Origin of the sequence: Haloferax chudinovii, assembly GCF_042663345.1 — an archaeon.
Taxonomy (GTDB): Archaea; Halobacteriota; Halobacteria; order Halobacteriales; family Haloferacaceae; genus Haloferax; species Haloferax chudinovii.
Genome location: NZ_JBHTAB010000005.1, coordinates 198,843 through 218,644, shown reverse-complemented (window position 1 = coordinate 218,644; position 19,802 = coordinate 198,843). Strand labels below are relative to the sequence as shown.

The window sequence follows — 19,802 nt, the reverse complement described above, 5'->3', positions numbered from 1 at the left end:
AGATGGCGGTGGGCCTGTGGGCCGAGCGTCGAACGTGTTTGCTACTCGTGCGGCGCTGTATCCCCTCCCTACTCGCTCGCTCCGCTCGCTCGTTGAGGAAGGGGCCTTAGCGCCTCAATTCAGGTAAGCGGGGGTGACAGTCCGGCGTAGTCCTTCGATTTTCGACGACTCGGAGTCGTCGTAGGAACTAAATAGGGGTATGCCATATCATACCATGTATGGCCTCAGCACCCAGTGACGACTTGTTCGACCAGTTCTTGACCGACCGCGGTCACGAGACAGAACCGGCACGCTGGGACCGATCCTATAACAAACTGCAGTGCCCCGACTGCGGGGCCCTGCACGACATGGGCGCGGCGACCTGCTCCGTCTGCGAGTGGGTCCCGGAGGCCTGACGCGTCCGAACTGACCAAGCCACGAGCACCTGTTCTCGACGGTTTTCACCCGCTCGGTGAGCCGTTCGCGAACGCCCGGCGAGTACGCAACTCCGGGCGCGTTCGCCCTCGTCCGAAGCACGTCGCTTATCACCGATAAGACCGTGAACGTGCACAATGAGCGAATCCGACGTGACCGTCACCCGGCTGTTCGGCGGCCCGGGAAGCGGGAAGACCACGGCCTTGCTCGACAAGGTCGAGGAGATTCTCGAACAAGACGGCGTCACCATCCGCGACATTCTCGTTGTCTCTTACACCCGAGCCGCGGCGGCCGAGGTCCGCGACCGGCTCGCGGAGCGACTCGACATCAACCCGCGCTCGCTGAAGGGGAACGTCTCGACGATGCACGCGAAGGCGTACGAACTGCTGAGCCTCTCGCGGAACGACGTGGTCGGCGAGAGCGACAAACAGGAGTTCTGCGAGGAGTACGGCGTCGAGTTCGAAGACGAGTACGGCGGCGCGGGCCGCCGGACCGCCCGCTCGACCACCATCGGAAACAAGGTCATCGCCACGAGCCAGTGGCTCCAGCGCACCCGCCGCGACGTCTCCGACTGGTACGACGTGCCGTTCCAGTGGAACGTCGAGGAGGTCCGTCTCCCGCCGGAAGTCGACCCGAACGCCCAAGAGGGCAACAAGTACACCCCGACGTGGCCCTCCGACGACGACCGCATCGACATCCCCGAGGCCATCCGCGCGTGGCGCGCCTACAAGGGCGAACACGGGCTCGTCGGATTCGCTGACATGCTCGAACGCGTCAAACAGCGCGCGCTCGTCCCCAACGTCGACTACCTCGTCATCGACGAGTTCCAGGACATCACGACCCTCCAGTACGACGTGTACGAGGAGTGGAAGCCCCACATGGAGGGCGTCCTCATCGCCGGCGACGACGACCAGGTCGTCTACGCGTGGCAGGGCGCGGACCCGAACCTCCTCCTCGACGCGGAACGCGACAACGACGAGATTCTCCCGAACTCCTACCGGCTCCCGTCGAACGTCCTCAACGTCGTCAACCGAGAGATTCGCCACATCGACAAGCGACAGGAGAAGGACCTCAAACCTCGCAAGGAAGGCGGCGCGGTCGAGGCCGTCGAGAGCCCGTCGATGCTCGAACTCGCCCGGAACGTCCGCTACACCGTCGAGAAAGACGAGGGCACCGTGATGGTGCTGTTCCGCGCGCGCTACCAGATGTTCCAGTTCATCGACGAGTTCCTCCCGTCGGGCATCCCCTTCTCGACGCTGACCGACCAGCGCATGTGGACCGACCGGCTCACGCAGTACGTCCGCGCGGTCGAGGCGCTCGACGCCGAAGAGCCCGTCGACGGGCTGGAGGCGCGCCGCCTCGCCGACATGCTCCAGGACTCCGCGTTCGGCACGAACGACCGCGACGACCTCTTCGACGCCATCGACGACAGACAGGAGGAAGTCGGCGTCGACGACATCACGAACATCGAGTTCACGCCGAAGGAGATCAAGAACTTCGCGCCGTTCGCCCCGGACAGTTCGTCCGCCAGCGACATGGTTCGCAAGGTGACGAGCTTCCAGCGCAAGTCCGTCAACGCGTACTTCGGCGGCGACTACGAGGGGATGGACCCCAGTCGCGTCCGCGTCGGCACCATCCACTCCGCGAAGGGTCGCGAGGCCGACCACGTGTTCATGGCGACCGACCTCACCGAGAAGGTCGTCGAGCAGATGGCCGCCTCCGTCTCCGACGAGGAGCTCGAAGCCCGCGGCATCGAGGAGTTCACCGCGACGACGAGCCCCGTCCCGCTCATCACCGACAACGAGCGCCGCGTCTTCTACGTCGGGATGTCCCGCGCCCGCGAGCGGCTCATCGTCCTCGAAAACCTCGTCACCGGCGCGCCGACGCTCCCCATCAGCGTCCTGCTCCACAACGAGATTCGCGAGGCCCCCGCGCAGGACCTCGTCGACGACGCGCAGGAACCGCCCGCGCCCGAACCCGAGGCGTAACGTCCCGTGCGGAGCGGTCCGCGCGGTGGCGACGCCATCGACGCCGCCGTTTCAGCGCGAGACGCCGTCGGCTTCGTCGCCGTCTCCAGCGGCTCCGACCCGACGAGTCGCTACCTCACCGGCCGCGAGTTCGACTGCGACCTCGCGTACGTCCGCGTCGACGGCGAGACGCATCTCCGGGTCCCCTCGACCGTCGAACCGCCGGCGCTGTCGGTCGCCTCGGTCCGCGTCGACGACAGGCCGCCGGGGAAGGCCGCCGCGGCCGTCCTCGCGGAACACGGCGCTCCCGGTGGGACCGTCCTCGCGCCCCGGACGGTTCCGCACGACGCCGCGCTCCACCTCGAATCGGCGGGTTACGACCTCGCGTCGACCGCGGCGGTCGAAGCCGCCCGCGCGGTGAAAGACGCCGCCGAGCGCGACGCGGTCGAGGCCACCCAGCGCGCGGCGACTCGCGGCGTCGGTCGCGCGGCCGCGATACTGGCGTCGACGGTCGAAGGAGCCGACGAGGGCGACGGCGACGGCGGCGACGGTGACGGCGAACCGCCCGTCCTCCACTGGGACGGCGCGCCGCTGTCGACCGAGCGACTCCGTCGGCAGGTGAACGCGAGGCTCGCGGCCGAGGGCGTCGATTCCGCGGGCGCGACGGCGGTTCGCGCGGGGACCCGAGGCGACGCGGGCGAGCCGGTCGAACTCCGGCCGGGAGAGCCGATAGTCGTCTCGGTCGGCCCGCGCGGGCCGACAGGCTACCGCGGCGCGCTGGCTCGCACGTTCGTCGTCGACCCCGACGGCGGGTGGGAGCGCCGGGCGCACGTCGCCTGCGACGCCGCCAGAAAGGTCAGTCTGGTCGAGGCGGACCCCGGCGACGACGCCGGCTTCCTCGGGAGCGAACTCCGCGCGGAGACCGCCGCGTTCGGCTTCTCGATGGCCGACGAGGTGACGAGAGACGTGGGCGGCGGCATCGGCCTCGCGGCCCGTGAGGACCCGCCGCTGGACGGCGACTGCGAACTCGTCGCCGGCAACGTCCTCCGGGTCCGCGCCGCGGTCACCCACCCGGACCACGGGCGGGTCGAACTGACCGACGTGCTGGTCGTCGGCGACGACGGCCCCCGACTGCTCGGCGACGCGCCGACCGGTCTCGACCCGAGTCGCTGGTAGTCGGCTCGCGTCCCGCGGGGCCGGTCACTCCTCGTCGTCCGGCTCTTTCGCGACGCCGCCGACGACTTTCTCGGCCGCGAGCGAGGGGATGTCCTGCGGCATGGTGAGGAACTTCGGGAGTGCGACCATGAGCACCGCGAGAAGGAGCATCGCGCCGCCGAAGACGGTCCGCCCGTCGGCGAGGAGCGTGAGGCCGAAGCCGCCGACGGGGATGGCGAAGATGAGGGTCGCCGCGAGACCGACCATCTCCAGGATTCCGAGTCGCATCGCCCGAGGCTACACCACGGGCGAGTAAAAGCGTCGCGACCGGCGGGCGGACGAGCGCGTCGTTCGGGCGGTGGGAGCGGGGCGACCCGTCGCCGCCGCCGACCGTCGGGCGAGGTAGCATTAAGCCGCCTCCGAATCGACTGCCCGCATGGTCACCGTCACCTCCGGGATGCTCGTCGTCTTCGCGCTCGTCGTCGTCACGATGGCGCTGTTCGTGACGGAGGCGGCCCCGCCGGACGTGACGGCCATCGGCGTCATCGTCGCGCTCGTCGTTCTCGAACCGTGGACGCGGGTGGACCTCCAGACGGGGCTGTCGGGGTTTTCGAGCGCCGCGACCATCACCGTCCTCTCGATGTACGCCCTCAGCGAGGGAGTTCGACAGACCGGCGCGATTCGCGTCCTCGGCGACGCGGTCGCCTCGTTTACGAACGGGAGCGAGAGCCGACTGCTCGCCGCGGTCGTCGGCCTCACCGGCCCCATCGCGGGCGTCGTCAACAACACGCCGGTCGTGGCCGTGTTCGTCCCGATGGTCTCGGACCTCGCCGACCAGGCGAACGTCTCGCCGTCGAAGCTCCTCATTCCCCTCTCGTACGCCTCGATGCTCGGCGGCACGCTCACGCTCGTCGGGACGGCGACGAACCTCGTCGCCAGCGAGGCCTACGCCGAGGCGACGGGACTGCCGCCGTTTTCGATGTTCACGTTCACGCCCCTCGGTGCGGTGGTGTTCGTCGTCGGCGCGGGCTACCTCCTGACGGTCGCACCGCGGCTCCTGCCCGAGCGAATCGAGCCCGGAAACCGAACCGGGAACTACGGCGTCGAGCCGTTTCTCGCCCGCGTGCTCGTCCCCGCGCGGTCGCCCCTCGTCGGCAGCCCGGCGGGAGAGGTCTCGGACGACACCTACCGCGACCTCAACGTCGACATCCTCGACGTGCTCCGCGGCGGTGAGCACTTCATCGCGGCCGACTCCGACCGCGAGGTGACCGCCCGCGACATCCTGACCGTCCGGGGCGACCCCGCGACGATTCGGCGCTTCTGCGACCTCGCGGACCTGCGGTTCCTCCCGCACGCGTCGGTCACCGACGCCGAACTCGACCGCCCCGAGCGCGTGGCGCTCGTCGAACTCGTCGTCCCCCGCGAGTCGGGCCTCGTCGGCGAGACCATCGGCGGCGCGCGACTCCGCGAGCGCTACGACGCGACGGTGCTCGCGGTCCGTCGGCGCGGCGGCGACCTCATCCGCGAGCACTTCAGAGACGTGGACCTCCAAGTCGGCGACTCACTGCTCCTCCAGACGACGGACGAGACGGCGCGGTATCTCCGCGACAGCGGCGACTTCGTCGTGACCAGCGAGGTCGCAGACGAACTCATCGAGGACGACGGCGGACTGTCACCGACGGCGCTCCGGGCGTTCGCCGTCGTCGCGGCGGTCATCGGACTGGCCGCGCTCGGGGTCGTCCCCATCGCCATCGCCGCGCTCGGCGGGGTCGCCGCGATGGTCTCGCTCGGCTGTCTGTCCGCGAGCGACGCCTACGACGCGGTGAGCTGGAACGTCATCTTCCTCCTCGCGGGCGTCATCCCGCTGGGCCGGGCGCTCCAGCTGACCGGCGGTGCCGAGCTCATCTCGGAGTTCGTCGGCGTCGCCGCGACCCACCTGCCCGTCATCGCCGTGATCGCCGCGTTCTACCTGCTCACGGGGCTGTTGGCGAACGTCATCACGCCGGTCGCGAGCGTCGTCCTCCTGCTCCCGGTCGCCATCGACACCGCGTTCGGCCTCGGTGCCGACCCCTTCGGCTTCGCTCTCGCGGTCACCTTCGGCGGGAGCACGGCCTTTATGACTCCCATCGGCTACCAGACGAACCTGATGGTGTACGGACCGGGGGGCTACCGCTTCACCGACTATCTCCGCGTGGGCGCGCCGCTCCAACTTCTTCTCACGGTCGTCACGACGGCCGGTATCGTCCTCATCTGGGGCGTCTAGGGGTCACTCGGCTCGGCTCTCGCCCGCGTTGCGACGCTGGTCAGTCTCCGCCCGGACGCCGTCCTCGCCGTTCGAGGGGTCGTAGGCCGCCGGCCCCGAGGGAAGCGTCTCTGGGTCGTCGACACTCAGGCCCGTGGTGACGAGCAGACGGAGGCCGCGGCGGACCGGCATGTCGAGTTCGCGAATCTCGTCGGAGGAGACCATGATGAGCGCCCCGGCGGTCGGGTTCGGGCTGTGCGGGACGAACACGGTAAACAGGTCGTCGTCGGAGACGTCTGAGACCGACGGCGGAGCCTCGTTGGTGACGAAGCCGATGGAAAACAGCCCCTCGCGCGGGTACTCGACCAACACCACGCGGTCGTAGCCGGCGGTCGGTTCGGTGAGCGACTCCGACACCTGCCGGACGCCGAAGTAGATGGTTCGGACGAGCGGCAGGAGCCGAACGCCGCGCTCGAAGCTCCCGAAGAGCCGCTGGCCGAGGCTCATCGACGCGAGGTAACCGAGAAGCGAGATGGCCACGGCGATGGTGAGCGCCGACAGCACCTGCGAGATGATGGCGATGTCGCCGGAGTAGTTGAGCGCCCCGGCGAGGAAGGGCGTCACCTGGCGGACGACCGGGCGGAGCGCGGCGGTGATGCGGTTGAACACGAACTGGAGGACGAACACCGTCACGGCCAGCGGGGTGACGAGGATGAGGCCGGTGACGAAACTGCTCCGCAGTCGGGCCAGAACGTCCATACCGACTCTCCGGACGACGACGGTAAAATTGTATGGGCGAGAGAGTCACGAAACCGTGATGGGAAACGGAAACGGTAGGGATTAAGTTCAGCCGACCGAAGCCGCGGGTATGTTCACGGGAATCGTGGAGGGGCCGGGCGAAATCGTCGACGTGACCGACGCCGACGGCGGTCGCCGCCTCCGCATCCGGACCGACCTCGCGTTCGACGACCTCCACCACGGCCAGTCGATAGCGGTCTCGGGCGTCTGTCTGACCGTCGAGGCGTTCGGCGACGACTGGTTCGAGGTGTTCCTCGCGGCGGAGACCGTCGAGAAGACCTACCTCGGCGACGCCGTCGAGGGCGACCGCGTCAACCTCGAACGCGCCCTCGCGGCCGACGACCGCTTCGACGGCCACATCGTCCAGGGCCACGTCGACGGCACGACGACGGTCACGAACGTCGAGCGCGTCGGCGACGACTGGTTCTTCGAGTTCGACCTCCCCGAGTCGCTGGCGAAGTACGTCGTCCAGAAGGGCTCGGTCTGTCTCGACGGCATCAGCCTCACCGTGGCCGACCGCCGCGAGGACTCCTTCGCCGTGGCCATCATCCCGACGACCTACGACCTGACGACGCTCTCCGAAAAGGAGGTCGGCGACTCGATTCACGTCGAGGTCGACGTGGTGGCGAAGTACGTCGAATCGATGCTCGACGGCTACGCCGAGCGGTTAGTCGCCGAGTAGCGGGGGCGACGCGGTTCGTCTCGGCTCGCGGTTTCGGCCGTCGTCACGGCCTCAGTCCTCGAACTCCGTCCGTTCGGAGCTGAACGACGCCGCGCTCGGGCCGGGGGCGTGGGCGCGGTGGTACGCCTGACTGTAGCGGCGGAGCTTCCCGATGAGATAGAGCCCGAAGACGCCGTCGTAGATGATGACGTAGACGAGGAAGGCCGCGAGACCGCCGAGGCCGGTTATCCCCGCGATGACGGTCGAGCCGAGGCCGACCGTCGAGTTGTACGTCGCGTGGACCAGCGCCGCGAGGACGAGGCCCTTGATGACGATTGGGCCGGCGTTCTCCTTGTTGAACTTGGCGAGGCCGAGGTAGTAGCCCGCGATGGCCGAGTAGATGACGTGACCCGGCCCGGCGAGCGCCCGGACCGCGGTAATCGTCCCGCCGGCGGCGATGATGCCGACGCCGCCGGAGCCGACGTCGAGCCCCGACGAGGTGAGGTTGCGGGTGATGTACAGGGCGTTTTCGATGGTGGCGAAGCCGAGGCCGGCCATCGCGCCGTAGACCGCGCCGTCGATGACGGCGTTGAAACTGTCGTGGGAGTAGGCGTACAGCCTGACCGCGAGGAGCTTGACGGTCTCTTCGACCGGGCCGACGACGAGGAAGTAGAACACGGCGCTTCCGAGAAAGCCGAGCGCCAACTGGAACTCGCCTGCGATGGTCTGGCCGACATTGCTCAGAATCGAGTTGAGAATCGCGGCGAACGTGGCGGTGAGGACGCCGAGGAGGAACGTCACCACGAGCATCGACAGCGGCTCGTTTTGGGTCACGTCGGAGTAGTAGACGTAGCCCGCGAGCGCGAGCGCCGGGAGCGCCGAAAGCAGGGTGAGCGCGCCGACCTGCGGGTCGGTGAGCGCCGAGAGCCCGCCGATACCGACGAGGATGAGGAGCGCGGCGAGGACGACCAGCGCGCGGGTCGACGCGACCAACACCCGGTAGAGCGCGACCGCGAGTCCGTCAACCGAGGTTCGTTCCTCCCACGTGGCGATGTCGTAGAGGTCGTCCGAGCCGTCGGACGCCTGCTCGACTGGGTCCTGCTGGTCCATCACGTGAGATAAAGGGTATTGCATCTGGTAATAGCTTCGGCCACGACGTCCCGCGACCGGTCGAAGGGCTGGCAGTCGAATGGCCGACGGCCGACCGTACGACGTTAATGCCTCCGCTCCGAAGGGCGGGTATGCACTTCGACCCCCGCGAACAGGCGGCGCTCCGCGAGGTCGGCCTCGACACCGACGACCTCCGGGCCGCGTCGGGCCTCGTGAGCGACGCAGTCGAATCGGACGCAGACGCCATCGCCGCGTTCTTCGGCGACGGCGGTACGGTCTACTCGGACATGGAGCTGGCCCACAGCGCGAGCGACGTGCAGGAACACGCCGTCGACCACGTCGACCTCTACACCCACGGCGCGGACCTTCGGGGCTACCTCAAGTTCGACTCGTGGGGCGTCCCCATCGAGGGCGGTCGCGCCCTCTCGGAGGGGAAAGTCGAACTGACGCTCGGCCCGACCGTCGACGACCGCGTCACCTTCGCCCGCGACGCCGACGAGCTATGAGGGTCCGCGTCCGCGGCATCTACGCCACCGCGCTCACGAGCGCCTTCCTCGACGCCGGCCACGACGTGGTGCAGGCGTCCGGCCCGATTCGCGAGCGCTTCGACGCCGAGTTCGACTCGTCGGACCACGACGTATCGGTCGAGACGACGCGGAACCGACAGGGCGTCGGTGCGACCGGCGCGCCCGAGGCGGTCGCGACCGCCACCGAGCGACTCACCGACCTCGGCGTCGACACCTTCGCGTGGGACGACCCCGCGCCGACCGGCGCGGTGTTCGACGCTCGCGTGACGGACACCCTCGGCGGCGGCGCGGTCTGCGACCTCGGCGAGACCGAGGGCTACCTCTCATACGGCGACATCGACGGCCGCGTGGAGGTCGGCGACGAAGTTCGCGTGCAAGTCGCCGAGTCGGCCCCGCCGTGGGCCTCCCGCCGCGCCGAGCTGACCGGCGACATCCGCGCCGTCGCGGGGCTGGCGACGCTCGACCCCGATTCGGAGGGCGTCCGCGTCGACACCCGCGACGAGGCCGCCGCCCGCGAACTGGCGGGCATGACGGACCTCCTCGGTGGCGACCCACCCGACGGCTGGGGCATCCGCTGGCACCGCGACGCCGTCGACGCCGACATGAGCGCCCTGAACGACGCGCTCGACCGGGCCGCCGAGGTGGCCGCGGAACTCGACGACGCGCTCTCGGACCCCGTCGACGCCCCGCGGGCGGTCGCGGCTCCCACCGCGACGACGTGGGTCTGGTTCGGCCGCGAGACGCGTTTCGAACTCGACGCCCAGCGCCGAGGCGTCGAGACGACGATGCCCGGCCACCACCGGACGAAGGCCGCCTCGCCGAAGGCCTCCGCCGGCGTCGACCTCGCGGAGGCGCTCTGCGAGTCGGCCGGCGACGGCGAGTTCCCCTTCGACGTGGTGACCGCGCAGTTCGGCCCGCTCGAAGGCGACGACGTGGAAATCGGCCACGGCAAGCCCGATGGCCGACTCATCACGCTCGGCTCCGGCGAGGTGACCGAACGCGACCCCGAAGGGACCGTCGAACTCCGGCGCGGCATGACCGGCGGCGGCACCTACGACGCCCTCGGCGTCGACCGCGAGGCCGGCGACGTGGCGGTCACGAAGTTCCGGGAGGGCCGGTGGTGGTACCCGACGGTGTACCGCGAGGCCGACGGCGGTGTCAAGGGAACCTACGTCAACATCTGCACGCCCGTCGAGTGCTTCCCCGACGAGATTCGGTACGTGGACCTCCACGTCGACGTGGTGAAACACGCCGACGGGACGGTCGAACGGGTCGACGACGACGAACTCGACGCGGCCGTCGAGGCCGGGCACATCTCGGAAGAACTGGCCGAGAAGGCGCGGTCGGTGGCGTCGAGTCTGGAGTCGGCGCTGTCGGGGTAATCAGGAGCACTCAGAGAGATGGTAGTTACTGTTGAGAGCTGGTTTCGACTTGCGACTCCAGCCGTTTGAACATACCAAATGAGTTGAGTGCCGGTGCAGGTGCACCTGAGACGGTCCGCGAGCCGGCGGTCACAAGTTCGTGCGCATTGATAGCCGTGGTTTCGGTGTCGACGTCTGCTTTGCTGAACACCCCGGCGAGGGCACCTGCGACGACAGGTGCCGCGTAACTACTACCTTCGTACAGTTCAACGCCGCTGATATCAGCCGTGTCGCGAGGGCTAGGCATGTGTGCGGGCGCAAGAATATCGGGCTTCCCATCAAGCGGCCGTGTGTTGTCTGGCCACTCGCGCAGTGTCTTACTCCGTACGCAGGAGGGCGAATCATCACAACCGTGATGGCCGCAAAAACTCCGCTCTCTCGTGTCGCCCTCAAAACAGTACGGTCCTTCGTCCGTCGTATTATCGACCGGTGACGGGACGACTGGACACAGCGCCTCAAAACCACCGACTGCGACCGCTTCCTCAGCGAGGGCGGGGCTAAATACGTACTGCTTCGGGCCGTCATCGACCTCTCGATTTCCCGCAGCAGCAACGACGATTACGTCGTTTTCGACGGCGTGCTTGACCGGGGGATACTGTGGAGAGCATTCCACCGGAATCCCGTTTGGTGCACCCCACGAGAGATTGAGGATATCGACACCATCGTCAACGGCCTGATGAATTGCCCGAGTGAACGAATCCGTCGGGAGGCGCTTGTCGGAGTCTATCGCCTGATAGAAGCTGAAAGTCGCCTGCGGCGCAACGGCACTCAGCAGTTCAAAAATGGCGACACCGTGGATATGAGTGACGTGGTCGTCCACCTCCAAGAAATTTCTTCGATGTTCGATGTGAGCCGAGCGGGCGAGTGCGGCTGGCGGTGATTTGCACGAATCGACGATTCCGATGTGGACACCGTCTCCGGAACAATCGACCGGGCTGTGGTCGACACTCTCACAGATGGCGTGGAAGACACGGTCTCGAAATGCACGAACCTCATCCTGCCCCGGCACGGTTAGGCGAGCGCACGTGCGTCTCGGTCGGGAGAGACCGACAAGATGTAGTCGGGACGAACGAGCGCAGAGAGGTTCCCAACTGTAACCGAAGCCACGACGACGTCGCCGGGGAGTTCAGAAGAGACCTCGTCGCCGAGTTCTTCGATAGCGCTGGAGACATCTTCGGCCCGATTGTCCTCGCACACGAAGACCAGATTCACGGTCTTCGAACTGTCGAAGCCCTCGATCATCGCTTCGACTTTCGGGTGAATCTGTTGGGCCATTGCTCAGCAGTGAATAGGCGCATAGAATATATCAATCCACCGGAAAAATGAGTTTCGAGCGGTTCTGATTCGAACGAGGTGCACTAGCCAGACCACCCGACGGAGGTCAAACGGTTACTAAAAGTGCCCCGGTCCCTCGTCGCCGTACTGCAGTTCGCCGCCGCGGCCGCCCTCGACGGTGCTGCTGCCGTGGTCGCCGGAACTGGGGACCTTGACCTGCACGTCGGTCACCTCGTCGAACGTCATGATGAGGTCCGACTGGATGTTCTGGGCGGTGATGTTCGAGATGCCGCACCCGGCGCACGCGCCCCCGAGTTCGACGACGACTTCCCCCGATTCCGCATCGGCCTTTCGCACGACGCTGTTGCCGCCGTGCATCTGGATAATGGGCATCTGGCCGACCATCCACGTCTCGACGCGCTCTTTGAGGCTCTCCGACTCGTCGCTCATACCCCAAGGCTTCGAACCCCACGGATTAGAATGAAACGGTTCTCCCACCGCGCCGGCCGGCGAGAGAAAGGCTGTCTCGGACGTTCGTGATAGATTCGACCGGGGAACCACGCGAGTCGGTCACGACCCGACGAGCCGGTGATGCAACGGGCGTCGGTCGACGCGTCGGGCGCTGGAGTCGCTCCCTCAGTCGCGCCGCCCGCGACGGCGGGCCAGCCAGCCGGCGACGCCGAGTGCCGCCGCGCCGACGCCGAGCCCGAAGCCCGGCGCGTCGGTCGCCGAGGTCGACGAGTCGGTGTCGGACGCGGACGGGGGCGTCCCGCTCGCGGTCGGCGTCGGCGTATTGACGAGGGATTCAGTGGTCGTCTCCGGGCCGAGAGACGGCGGGTCGAGCTGGTCGCCGGCGTGGTCGGGGAACGTGTAGAGCGCGGGCGACGCGTCGCCGACGCCGCGGCTCGACGCGACGAAGACGCCCTCGTCGGCGAACGGATAGGCGTACTGCGCCGACCAGAAGCTCGCGCGGTCGGGGTCGCGCCACCACGCGAGTTCGACGGGGTCGGTCGCGTCCGACACGTCGTGGCGCTTGACGCCGCCGCGGTACCACGAGGTGTAGAGCCTGTCGTCGCGGAAGTCGAAGTTGTGCGCCGTGGTCCAGACGCCGCCGAGCCTCGGGTCCGGGCTGGCCGGCGGCTCGATGGTCGAGAGCCTCGTCGGGGCCGCGGGGTCCGACACGTCCCAGAGTTGGACGCCGCCGGGGCCGCCGACGAGTTCGGTCGTGCCGTCGTCGCGGTCGACCTCGACGGCCCACGACTCGACCCCGACGCCGAGGAGGTCGCCGGCGTCGTCGGTGGCGACGTAGTGGTGGTTGCCGGGCGGCGTCCGTCTCTCGCGGTGGCGGCCGCGAGGGGTCAGCGCGGCGAGTTCCTCGGGGTCACCGGGCGAGACCGCGCCGAGGACCGACGGCGACGCGGGGTCCGAGAGGTCGACGAGCCACGTCCCGGCGTCCCAGAGGGCGACGTGCGCGACGCCCTCGCGGACCCACACGTCGTGGACGGAACGAACCGAGGGGGACACGTCGGTCCAGCGGTCGTCAGCGGCGACGACCGACCAGCGGCCGAGTTCGTCACCGGAGTCGATGTCGAGGACGACGAGCGGGTTTCGGTCGCCGTCGTTGGCGGTCAGATACGCCCGGCCGTCGGCGGCAAAACAGTTGTGGATGGGAAATCCCGTCTCGTGGAACGCGATTTCGTCGGGGTTGGCAGGGTCGGACACGTCGACGACGAGAACGCCCGCCGGCGCGCCCGGAATCGGATTGGCCGGGCCGACGACCAGAAGCGTGTCCCCGTCGAGTTTCGCGTCGTAGAGGCCGCGGAAGGGGCCGTCCTCGCGGTCGGAACGCGGGTCGCGGCGGTCGGCGAGGAGTTCGGGGCGGTCGGGTGCGGAGATGTCGACGGCGGCGTAGCCGTCGGTCGCGGCGACGAAGACGGTCTCGCCGTCGGCCGACACGACGGCCTCTTTCGCGCCGTCGATGTCGATTCGGCCCAGCGGCTCGAACGGGCCGGGGTGTGCGGTAGCGGGACGGGAACCGGCGACGGAGGCAGTCGAGGCGGCGAGCGCGCTCGCACTGACGGTGCGGAGGAACTGGCGGCGGTCCACGGTGAGTCTGCGAGTGCCGAGGAGAAAAATCGGACGGAGGCGCGGAACCGAACTGAGCGGGGACCGCTCAGTCTGCACTGGGTTGCGTGAGAACTGAAGCGACGCCGGTGGGGATGGGTGGGTGGGTGGGTGGGTGGGTGTGGGATATCCCCGCCGGCGTCGGTCGGTCGACGATGGTGGTGGGGGGTGTCGACCGGTCCCGTTCTAGGCTTCCGGTGGAACGCCCGTGCACCGTGCGGTTCGACGAGAACGGGAACGCGCCGACCGATGCGCCGAATAACTCGGCGTCGTCGGGTGCACGTCATCGCGTTTCTCGACCGGGCTTATAAGACTGCGCCACCGAGTATCAATCGAGATAATTCGCTGACAGCGGCGCGGACTGCCGTGTTGCAATCGCGGGCGGTCACCGGCCCCGCCTGCGCCGAAACTGGCGAATCCTCGCGGCCTCACAGCCGCGAGCGGTCGCCAGTTCCACCTGCGCGGCCACCGGTGAGTCGTCTCGACATCACAGTCGAGACCGGTCACCGGTGCCACCGGTCATCGCGCTCGCCAACGCCCCCTCGACCACGACCTCGTCGCCGAGTGTCGTCAGTTGAATCTCGGGGATGTTCGACATGACCATCTCGCTCATCTGCTCGCGGATGGGTGCTAACACGAGGTCCGGGTTGTTGAGCGCGACCGCGCCGCCGACGTAGATGATGAGCGGCGCGTACGCGTGGACGATGTTGGCGACACCCATCGCGTTCCAGTGGCCCAGTTGGCTGATGATGTGGTCGGCGAACTCGTCCTCGCCGGCGTGTTCGAACACGTCGACCGCGGAGAAGTCGGGGTCGGAGACTGGAAGGGCGGTGTCGACCGGGTCCTCCTCGTGGAGTTCGCGGGCGTACTTCGGGATGTTGTTGCCCGAGCAGTAGCCCTCCCAGTGACCGTTGTGACCGCACCCGCACGTCATGAAGCCGTGCGGGTCGAGCGTCAGGTGGCCGACCTCGCCGGCGTTGCCGTCCCAACCGGCGAGAACGTGCCCGTCGACGCAGACGCCCGCGCCGATACCCGACGAGATGGTGAGATACACCATGTCGTCGGGGTTGCGGTCGGAGTGGAACCGCTCGCCGATGACGCCGGCGTTCGTGTCGTTGTGCAGGTACACCTCGTCCGTCTCCAACAGCACCGAGAGGGGACCGGTCAACGGGATGCGGTCGATGGTGTCCGGGAGGTTCGCCGGGTTCTCGACCGCGCCTTCGGCCAAGTCGAGCGGGCCGATTGCGCCGATGCCGGCCGCGACCGCGTCGCTCGGGTCGATGCCCGCCTCGGCACACGCCTCGCGGACGACGCCGAGGACCGCCTCGGTGACCGCGATTCCCGTCGGGCCGCGCGGAGTGTTGTCACGGGCCTCTCCGAGGATCGTTCCCTCGTCGTCGCCCACCACGGAGCGGACGTTTGTCGCCCCCAAGTCGACGCCCACGTAGTACGCCATCGTTCCCATAGGGATGCGCCCATCACTTAACTAAGCGGGATTTTGGGCAGATTTACTCGCCGCAATGTAACTCCCGGCTCGGGGTCACGCGGAGTTGTTGGTCGGGAGTTTGGGGATGAGCCACGAGAGGAACGAGTCCATGCTACGCGACTGCGTCCAGACGGTCCCCGGTCCGGTGAAGGTACAGACGAGTCCCTCGCCGCTGAACAGGGTGGACTTCAGGCCGCCGACGCGCTCGACCGAGAAGTCCGTCGTCTCGTCGAAGGCGACGATGTGACCGGTGTCGACCGTGTAGCGCTCGCCGTCGTCGAGTTCGACCTCGTGGATGGCCCCGTAGCTCGACAGGAAACAGTCGCCGGTGCCGGTCAGTTTGAGCAGGAACAACCCCTCGCTTCCGAAGAACGTCTTCGCCCCGCCGAAGGAGGTATCGAGGTCGAGCGCGGGGTCCGAAGCGAGGTACGACCCGGACTGGACGTACAGCGTCTCGTCGGCGAGGCCGTGATGGACGATGTCGCCCGGAAGCGGGGGCGCTAACGAAATCTCGCCCGCCTGTCGCGCGCTGAACGTGTTCTGGAAGAACGACTCGCCGCCGAGGACGCTCCGCTTGAGCGACCCGAAGAGACCGCCTTTCGCGTTCGTCTCGATGTCGATGCCGTCTGAGTAGCTGACCATTGCGCCGGCCTCCGACCGGACCGACTCGCCCGCGTCGAGCGAGACGGTGAGGAGAGCGAACGACGGGCGGTACTCGATGGAGTGGTCCATGCGGAAGCTGACGGCGCGCTAAGATATGTAGTTGCCTCCGAAAATCGGGAATCGGGGGTCGCGCCGCCCGCGACCCGTCACTTCGTGTCCGCGCGGACGAACGTCACGGGGCACGGTGCTTCGAGCATGACCTCTTGGGCGACGCTCCCGAAGACGGCCTTGCCGGCCGGCGAGCGCTTCCGACCGCCGACGACGAGTCGGTCGGCGTCGACCTCGCCCGCGAGCTCGACGAGTTCCTCGCCGTGGTGGCCGACTCGGCCGTGGACGATGTAGTCGACGTCGGCGTCGTCGAAGCGGCGCGTGAGTTCGCGGACGGTGGCGTGTCGTCGGGCCACGTCGTCCGGCGAAACCTCCTCGGCCGTGATGTCGAAATCGAGGTTGTCGAGCGCGTCGTCGTACTCGTCTCTCGTGAAAACGTGTCCGATGACGACCGTCGCGCCGGTCGGTCCGGCCACGTCGATGGTCTCTTCGGCGAGTCTGTCGATTCGGCTGGAGTCGCTCGCGCCGATAGCGAGCAGAATAGTTTCGATAGCCATATCGGTCAGTTCACCCCGTCGGCACTTAACCGTGCCGGAATTTTTACTCACAACCGAAATAAAAATTTGTGTCCAAGCGTGTCGCGGTCGCAGACGGTCAGCGTGACACGCGGTACCACCATGTACGTTTCGCCGGCGGCGCGGCCGCTCGGCGGACGAGATGTGCGAGAAAACCAGAGCGCGACGGACGGCTCAGACGTCGGGCGCGTCGTCTTCGACCGCGCGCTTCATCGAGTCGCGGCGGGACTTCGCGTCGCGGCCCGTCGCCTCCAGAAGGAAGTCGTTTTTCGCGCTGACGGCCTCGCCCGCGGCTTCGAGGTCTTCGGGAGCGAGGTCGGCCGGGTCGGCCTCCTCGAAGTTGACCGCGAGCTTGTCCTTCTTGCCGCTGTACTTGACCGCGCCGGCGACGATGCGGGTGAACACGGGGTTCTTGGGTTCGCCGATGACGTAGAGGTCGCTTCCCTTGAACTCCTCAGTACTGGTGATGGGGCCGAAGTAGTCTTCGACCGTCGCTTTCATGTCCGGAATTCGCTCTTCGAGCGTCTCCCCACGACGCATCTTGTACTCCTTCATGGACGCCTTTTCGACAGGGGATGGTTTACCTGTTTCGCGACTCTGCGACGCCTGCGAGGCCGTGCCGCGGTCAGGACTCCCGCTCGGCGATGTAGCCCTTTTTACACTCGGGGCAGATGTCGCCGGCCCGCATCGACGACGAGGACGCGCCGCGGGCGTGCCCGCAGTTCGGGCAGTAGTACTCGACGGCGTCGTCGGGGGCCTCGTTGCCGACGTTCGAATCGTCGGCGCGGACGAACTCGTCTTCGGCTTCCGCCTCGACGTACTGGCCGTTGGACTGCCGGCTCTGCGGGGCGCTCTCCTCCGGCGTCAGCCCGCCGCCGAACGAGACCGAGACGGGCTCGCCGTCGTCTGGCTGGGCGTTCCAGCCCTCGTCGTCGCCCGGCGCGTCGGGCCACGCCCCGCGTCGTCGGGTCTGGCCCTGTTCGGCCTCCGCCTCGGCGTCGGCCTTGGCGTCGGCCTCGGCGGCCGCCTCTGCGTCCGCGTCGATGAACTCCGCGTCGTCGCCGTCGGCCGGCGGCGTCGGGTCGTCGGTCTCCACCTCGTCGACCTCGTCGGGCCACTGCGTCCGGTCGCGGGGTTCCGACTGCGATTCGTCGTCGTCGAGGATGATGCCGTCGTCGGTCACCGGCGGGGCGTCGGCGCTTTCGGCGCTTCCGGCGTGGGCGCTCGCGTCCGACTCGTCGGCGGACTGGGCGTCGGTCGCGCTCGCCGCCTCGCTCGGCTGTTGGGCCGCGGGGTCAGCGTCCGCGCCCGCGTCCGTCTCAGCGTCGTTGGCCCCGGCGTTGGCGGCATCGACCTCGGCCCGCGTCTCCGCGTCCGGAGCCGTCTCGATGGCGGCGTCTTCGGCCTCGGAGACGCCGGGTTGCGGCTTCGCCGGTTCGAAGCCCGCGGCCGCGGTCTCGACTTCGCCCTCCGTCATCCCGACCTCCTCGGGCGTCCGGATGGCCGTGACCTCCTTGTTCTCGCTGATTACCTGTTCGTGTCCGCACCGCGAACAGACCTGTATCTCCCGAATCGAGACGACCACCTCGTCGCCGCGTTCCTCGCGCTCCCGTTCCGTCTCGGGGTCTCCGTAGGAGTGCCCGAGAAGACGGCAAGTAAGTCCCATTACGCGAGGATTCCGGGGTTCGGAAACAAAAAGGTACCCCCTGCCCGTCCGACGCCCGTCAGACGGGCGGTACAAGTAAACAGGAGGCGAACGATGTACCGCTATGAGAGCGAGGCGGGAGTTTCGGAACCGCCGCGACATCGAGGTCGCGGTGCTCGACGCGCTCGTCGACCGCCACGACGAGGGGATGACGGTGTTCGAACTCCGTGCCGCCGTGGACGCCGACATCGACACCATCGAAGAGGCGCTGTCAGCGCTCAAAGACGAGAACCTCATCGTGGTCGAAGAGGCCGATACGCGGGTACTTATCCACGCCGACGAGCGCGTCGTTCCGGACCCGAGCGAAGCCGTCGAAGAAGACGCGTCGCTGTTCGAGAGACTCCGCGAGCGGTTCGGACTCTGAGTGCGGCGACGCGGACCACAGACTCGTTTTGACTACCCGTCCGCCGGGCCGTGACCGACACCGGGTCGGTCCCGCGCCGAAACCCGGAGAGCCCCGTGCCGAAAGCCGGGGGAGTCGTCCGGGAGTGGGAGGGTTTTACGCGCCGAAGGCGAAACGGGGGTAATGACACTCGTCGCCGACATCCACGAGGCACACGGTGCGACGTTCGAGACGCGCGGCGGAATCGAGGTCGTGAGCCACTACGGCCGACCCGAACGGACCCACCGCGCCGTCAGAAACGGCGTCGGCGTCATCGAACACGGCTACGGCGTGGTCGTCGTCGAGGGCGAAGACCGGGTCGACTACGTCGACAACGCGGTGACCAACACCGTCCCGGACGAGGACGGCGAGGGCGTCTACGCCCTCCTCCTCGACCCCGACGGCCGCATCGAGACGGAGATGTACGTCTACAACGCGGGCGAGCGCCTGCTGATTTTCACCCCGCGGGACCGCGCCGAACCGCTCGTCGAGGAGTGGCGCTCGAAGACGTTCCTCCAGCGCGTCAAGATACGCGACGCCTCCGACGAGTTCGGCGTCTTCGGCGTCCACGGCCCGCAGTCGACCGAAAAGGTGGCGAGTATCCTCTCGGGGGCGGGCGCGCCGGAGCCGGAGCTCTCGTTCGTCCGCGGCTCCATCGGCGGCGAACTCGGCGTCACGGTCGTCGCCTCCGACAACCCGACCGGCGAGGAGGGCTACGACGTCATCTGTCGCGCGACGGACGCGGGAGACGTGCTCGACGCGCTCCTGTTCTACGGCAACCCCTCGGTCCCCGTCGGCTATCGGACGTGGGACAGCCTCACCGCCGAGGCCGGCACGCCGCTTTTCGAGTCTGAGCTCCGCGGCAACGTCCCGAACGTCGTCGGCGTCCGCAACGCGCTCGACTTCGATAAGGGCTGTTTCGTCGGGCAGGAACTCGTCTCGAAGATAGAAAACCGCGGGCGACCGTCGCGCCGGCTCGTCGGCTTCCGCGCCGACGCCCTCCCCGACTCCGGTGCCGAGGTTTCGGCGGACGGCGAGTCGGTCGGCACCGTCACCCGCGCCGTCGAGAGCCCGATGCTCGATGCGCCCATCGGCTTCGCGCTCGTCGACTACGGCCTCGATACCGACGCCCTCGAAGTCGCGGTCGGTGACGACCGCGTCGGCGCGACCCGCGAGTCGCTCCCGTTCGTCGAGGGGAGCGCGGTGTCGGCGCGGATTCCGACGTATCCGGGCGATACTTAGAATCGGT

General features: G+C 68.0%; 21 protein-coding genes. 9 read left to right on the top strand and 12 right to left on the bottom strand.

Translation table 11 applies throughout. The features are described 5' to 3' along the window. Positions 1-218 precede the first annotated feature (218 nt). From ACFQI8_RS11760 to ACFQI8_RS11750, 3 genes are all read left to right on the top strand, one after another. The gene (locus ACFQI8_RS11760; protein WP_390244966.1) at positions 219-395 is read left to right on the top strand and encodes an HVO_0416 family zinc finger protein; all 177 of its coding nucleotides are present in this window, start codon (positions 219-221) and stop codon (positions 393-395) included. Positions 396-551: 156 nt separating this feature from the next. Continuing rightward, positions 552-2,402 (top strand): UvrD-helicase domain-containing protein, encoded by a 1,851-nt coding sequence (locus ACFQI8_RS11755; protein ID WP_390244964.1) that lies wholly within the window; start codon positions 552-554, stop codon positions 2,400-2,402. A gap of 6 nt (positions 2,403-2,408) precedes the next feature. Then, positions 2,409-3,557 (top strand): M24 family metallopeptidase, encoded by a 1,149-nt coding sequence (locus tag ACFQI8_RS11750; protein WP_390244962.1) that lies wholly within the window; start codon positions 2,409-2,411, stop codon positions 3,555-3,557. A 24-nt stretch (positions 3,558-3,581) separates the two neighbouring features. On the opposite strand, the gene ACFQI8_RS11745 is transcribed toward ACFQI8_RS11750, so the two are convergent. Further along, positions 3,582-3,824 (bottom strand): DUF7533 family protein, encoded by a 243-nt coding sequence (locus ACFQI8_RS11745; RefSeq protein WP_390244960.1) that lies wholly within the window; start codon positions 3,822-3,824, stop codon positions 3,582-3,584. Between the two features lie 148 nt (positions 3,825-3,972). Here ACFQI8_RS11745 and ACFQI8_RS11740 point away from each other — a divergent pair, with 148 nt between their 5' ends. Next, positions 3,973-5,799, top strand: coding sequence for an SLC13 family permease (locus tag ACFQI8_RS11740; RefSeq protein ID WP_390244958.1), 1,827 nt, complete (start codon positions 3,973-3,975; stop codon positions 5,797-5,799). A gap of 3 nt (positions 5,800-5,802) precedes the next feature. Here the strand turns inward: ACFQI8_RS11740 and ACFQI8_RS11735 are convergent, their stop codons facing one another. Continuing rightward, complete coding sequence (locus ACFQI8_RS11735) at positions 5,803-6,537, bottom strand: DUF502 domain-containing protein (RefSeq protein ID WP_390244956.1); 735 nt, start codon at positions 6,535-6,537, stop codon at positions 5,803-5,805. A gap of 109 nt (positions 6,538-6,646) precedes the next feature. On the opposite strand from ACFQI8_RS11735, the gene ACFQI8_RS11730 reads away from it, so the two are divergent. Then, on the top strand, positions 6,647-7,258 hold the full coding sequence (locus tag ACFQI8_RS11730) for a riboflavin synthase (RefSeq protein ID WP_390244954.1): 612 nt from the start codon (positions 6,647-6,649) through the stop codon (positions 7,256-7,258). A 51-nt stretch (positions 7,259-7,309) separates the two neighbouring features. On the opposite strand, the gene ACFQI8_RS11725 is transcribed toward ACFQI8_RS11730, so the two are convergent. Then, a complete protein-coding gene (locus tag ACFQI8_RS11725) occupies positions 7,310-8,347 on the bottom strand; it encodes a PrsW family intramembrane metalloprotease (RefSeq protein ID WP_390244952.1) in 1,038 nt (345 codons plus the stop codon). Between the two features lie 131 nt (positions 8,348-8,478). On the opposite strand from ACFQI8_RS11725, the gene ACFQI8_RS11720 reads away from it, so the two are divergent. After that, positions 8,479-8,853, top strand: a complete 375-nt coding sequence (locus ACFQI8_RS11720) for a DUF7532 family protein (protein WP_390244950.1) — start codon at positions 8,479-8,481, stop codon at positions 8,851-8,853. After that, entirely contained in the window at positions 8,850-10,256 is a 1,407-nt protein-coding gene (locus ACFQI8_RS11715; protein WP_390244949.1) for a ribonuclease FAU-1 family protein, read from the top strand. The genes ACFQI8_RS11720 and ACFQI8_RS11715 overlap by 4 nt, the downstream gene beginning before the upstream one ends. A gap of 25 nt (positions 10,257-10,281) precedes the next feature. Here ACFQI8_RS11715 and ACFQI8_RS11710 read toward each other — a convergent pair whose 3' ends face one another. The 9 genes from ACFQI8_RS11710 to ACFQI8_RS11670 all read right to left on the bottom strand — a co-directional run bounded on the left by ACFQI8_RS11710 (position 10,282) and on the right by ACFQI8_RS11670 (position 18,132). Then, positions 10,282-11,304, bottom strand: a complete 1,023-nt coding sequence (locus tag ACFQI8_RS11710) for a S8 family serine peptidase (protein ID WP_390244948.1) — start codon at positions 11,302-11,304, stop codon at positions 10,282-10,284. 2 nt (positions 11,305-11,306) lie between these two features. Beyond that, the gene (locus tag ACFQI8_RS11705; protein WP_390244947.1) at positions 11,307-11,570 is read right to left on the bottom strand and encodes a hypothetical protein; all 264 of its coding nucleotides are present in this window, start codon (positions 11,568-11,570) and stop codon (positions 11,307-11,309) included. A 117-nt stretch (positions 11,571-11,687) separates the two neighbouring features. Continuing rightward, positions 11,688-12,020 carry a NifU family protein gene (locus ACFQI8_RS11700; protein ID WP_004969091.1) on the bottom strand — a complete coding sequence of 111 codons (333 nt, stop codon included), beginning with the start codon at positions 12,018-12,020 and terminating at the stop codon, positions 11,688-11,690. Positions 12,021-12,206: 186 nt separating this feature from the next. Then, positions 12,207-13,676 carry an LVIVD repeat-containing protein gene (locus ACFQI8_RS11695; protein ID WP_390244946.1) on the bottom strand — a complete coding sequence of 490 codons (1,470 nt, stop codon included), beginning with the start codon at positions 13,674-13,676 and terminating at the stop codon, positions 12,207-12,209. 505 nt (positions 13,677-14,181) lie between these two features. Continuing rightward, a complete protein-coding gene (locus ACFQI8_RS11690; RefSeq protein ID WP_390244944.1) occupies positions 14,182-15,150 on the bottom strand; it encodes an ROK family protein in 969 nt (322 codons plus the stop codon). Between the two features lie 84 nt (positions 15,151-15,234). Then, a complete protein-coding gene (locus ACFQI8_RS11685) occupies positions 15,235-15,912 on the bottom strand; it encodes a TIGR00266 family protein (RefSeq protein ID WP_390244942.1) in 678 nt (225 codons plus the stop codon). A 77-nt stretch (positions 15,913-15,989) separates the two neighbouring features. After that, positions 15,990-16,448: a universal stress protein gene (locus ACFQI8_RS11680; RefSeq protein ID WP_390244940.1), complete on the bottom strand. Its 459-nt coding sequence runs from the start codon at positions 16,446-16,448 to the stop codon at positions 15,990-15,992. Positions 16,449-16,640: 192 nt separating this feature from the next. Continuing rightward, positions 16,641-17,021, bottom strand: a complete 381-nt coding sequence (locus tag ACFQI8_RS11675; RefSeq protein WP_390244939.1) for a DUF5611 family protein — start codon at positions 17,019-17,021, stop codon at positions 16,641-16,643. 70 nt (positions 17,022-17,091) lie between these two features. Beyond that, on the bottom strand, positions 17,092-18,132 hold the full coding sequence (locus tag ACFQI8_RS11670) for a DUF7093 family protein (protein ID WP_390244937.1): 1,041 nt from the start codon (positions 18,130-18,132) through the stop codon (positions 17,092-17,094). A gap of 103 nt (positions 18,133-18,235) precedes the next feature. Here ACFQI8_RS11670 and ACFQI8_RS11665 point away from each other — a divergent pair, with 103 nt between their 5' ends. Together ACFQI8_RS11665 and ygfZ are read left to right on the top strand one after the other, a co-directional pair. Next, on the top strand, positions 18,236-18,535 hold the full coding sequence (locus ACFQI8_RS11665; protein ID WP_390244936.1) for a DUF6432 family protein: 300 nt from the start codon (positions 18,236-18,238) through the stop codon (positions 18,533-18,535). A 162-nt stretch (positions 18,536-18,697) separates the two neighbouring features. Next, positions 18,698-19,795, top strand: coding sequence for a CAF17-like 4Fe-4S cluster assembly/insertion protein YgfZ (ygfZ, locus tag ACFQI8_RS11660; RefSeq protein ID WP_390244934.1), 1,098 nt, complete (start codon positions 18,698-18,700; stop codon positions 19,793-19,795). The last annotated feature ends 7 nt before the right edge of the window (positions 19,796-19,802 follow it).

Bases quoted from the DNA above. Each gene is read 5' to 3' on its own strand.
- ACFQI8_RS11760 (WP_390244966.1), top strand. From the start codon at position 219: ATGGCCTCAGCACCCAGTGACGACTTGTTCGACCAGTTCTTGACCGAC.
- ACFQI8_RS11755 (WP_390244964.1), top strand. From the start codon at position 552: ATGAGCGAATCCGACGTGACCGTCACCCGGCTGTTCGGCGGCCCGGGA.
- ACFQI8_RS11745 (WP_390244960.1), bottom strand. From the start codon at position 3,824: ATGCGACTCGGAATCCTGGAGATGGTCGGTCTCGCGGCGACCCTCATC.
- ACFQI8_RS11740 (WP_390244958.1), top strand. From the start codon at position 3,973: ATGGTCACCGTCACCTCCGGGATGCTCGTCGTCTTCGCGCTCGTCGTC.
- ACFQI8_RS11735 (WP_390244956.1), bottom strand. From the start codon at position 6,537: ATGGACGTTCTGGCCCGACTGCGGAGCAGTTTCGTCACCGGCCTCATC.
- ACFQI8_RS11730 (WP_390244954.1), top strand. From the start codon at position 6,647: ATGTTCACGGGAATCGTGGAGGGGCCGGGCGAAATCGTCGACGTGACC.
- ACFQI8_RS11725 (WP_390244952.1), bottom strand. From the start codon at position 8,347: ATGGACCAGCAGGACCCAGTCGAGCAGGCGTCCGACGGCTCGGACGAC.
- ACFQI8_RS11720 (WP_390244950.1), top strand. From the start codon at position 8,479: ATGCACTTCGACCCCCGCGAACAGGCGGCGCTCCGCGAGGTCGGCCTC.
- ACFQI8_RS11715 (WP_390244949.1), top strand. From the start codon at position 8,850: ATGAGGGTCCGCGTCCGCGGCATCTACGCCACCGCGCTCACGAGCGCC.
- ACFQI8_RS11705 (WP_390244947.1), bottom strand. From the start codon at position 11,570: ATGGCCCAACAGATTCACCCGAAAGTCGAAGCGATGATCGAGGGCTTC.
- ACFQI8_RS11700 (WP_004969091.1), bottom strand. From the start codon at position 12,020: ATGAGCGACGAGTCGGAGAGCCTCAAAGAGCGCGTCGAGACGTGGATG.
- ACFQI8_RS11690 (WP_390244944.1), bottom strand. From the start codon at position 15,150: ATGGCGTACTACGTGGGCGTCGACTTGGGGGCGACAAACGTCCGCTCC.
- ACFQI8_RS11685 (WP_390244942.1), bottom strand. From the start codon at position 15,912: ATGGACCACTCCATCGAGTACCGCCCGTCGTTCGCTCTCCTCACCGTC.
- ACFQI8_RS11680 (WP_390244940.1), bottom strand. From the start codon at position 16,448: ATGGCTATCGAAACTATTCTGCTCGCTATCGGCGCGAGCGACTCCAGC.
- ACFQI8_RS11675 (WP_390244939.1), bottom strand. From the start codon at position 17,021: ATGAAGGAGTACAAGATGCGTCGTGGGGAGACGCTCGAAGAGCGAATT.
- ACFQI8_RS11670 (WP_390244937.1), bottom strand. From the start codon at position 18,132: ATGGGACTTACTTGCCGTCTTCTCGGGCACTCCTACGGAGACCCCGAG.
- ACFQI8_RS11665 (WP_390244936.1), top strand. From the start codon at position 18,236: ATGAGAGCGAGGCGGGAGTTTCGGAACCGCCGCGACATCGAGGTCGCG.
- ygfZ (WP_390244934.1), top strand. From the start codon at position 18,698: ATGACACTCGTCGCCGACATCCACGAGGCACACGGTGCGACGTTCGAG.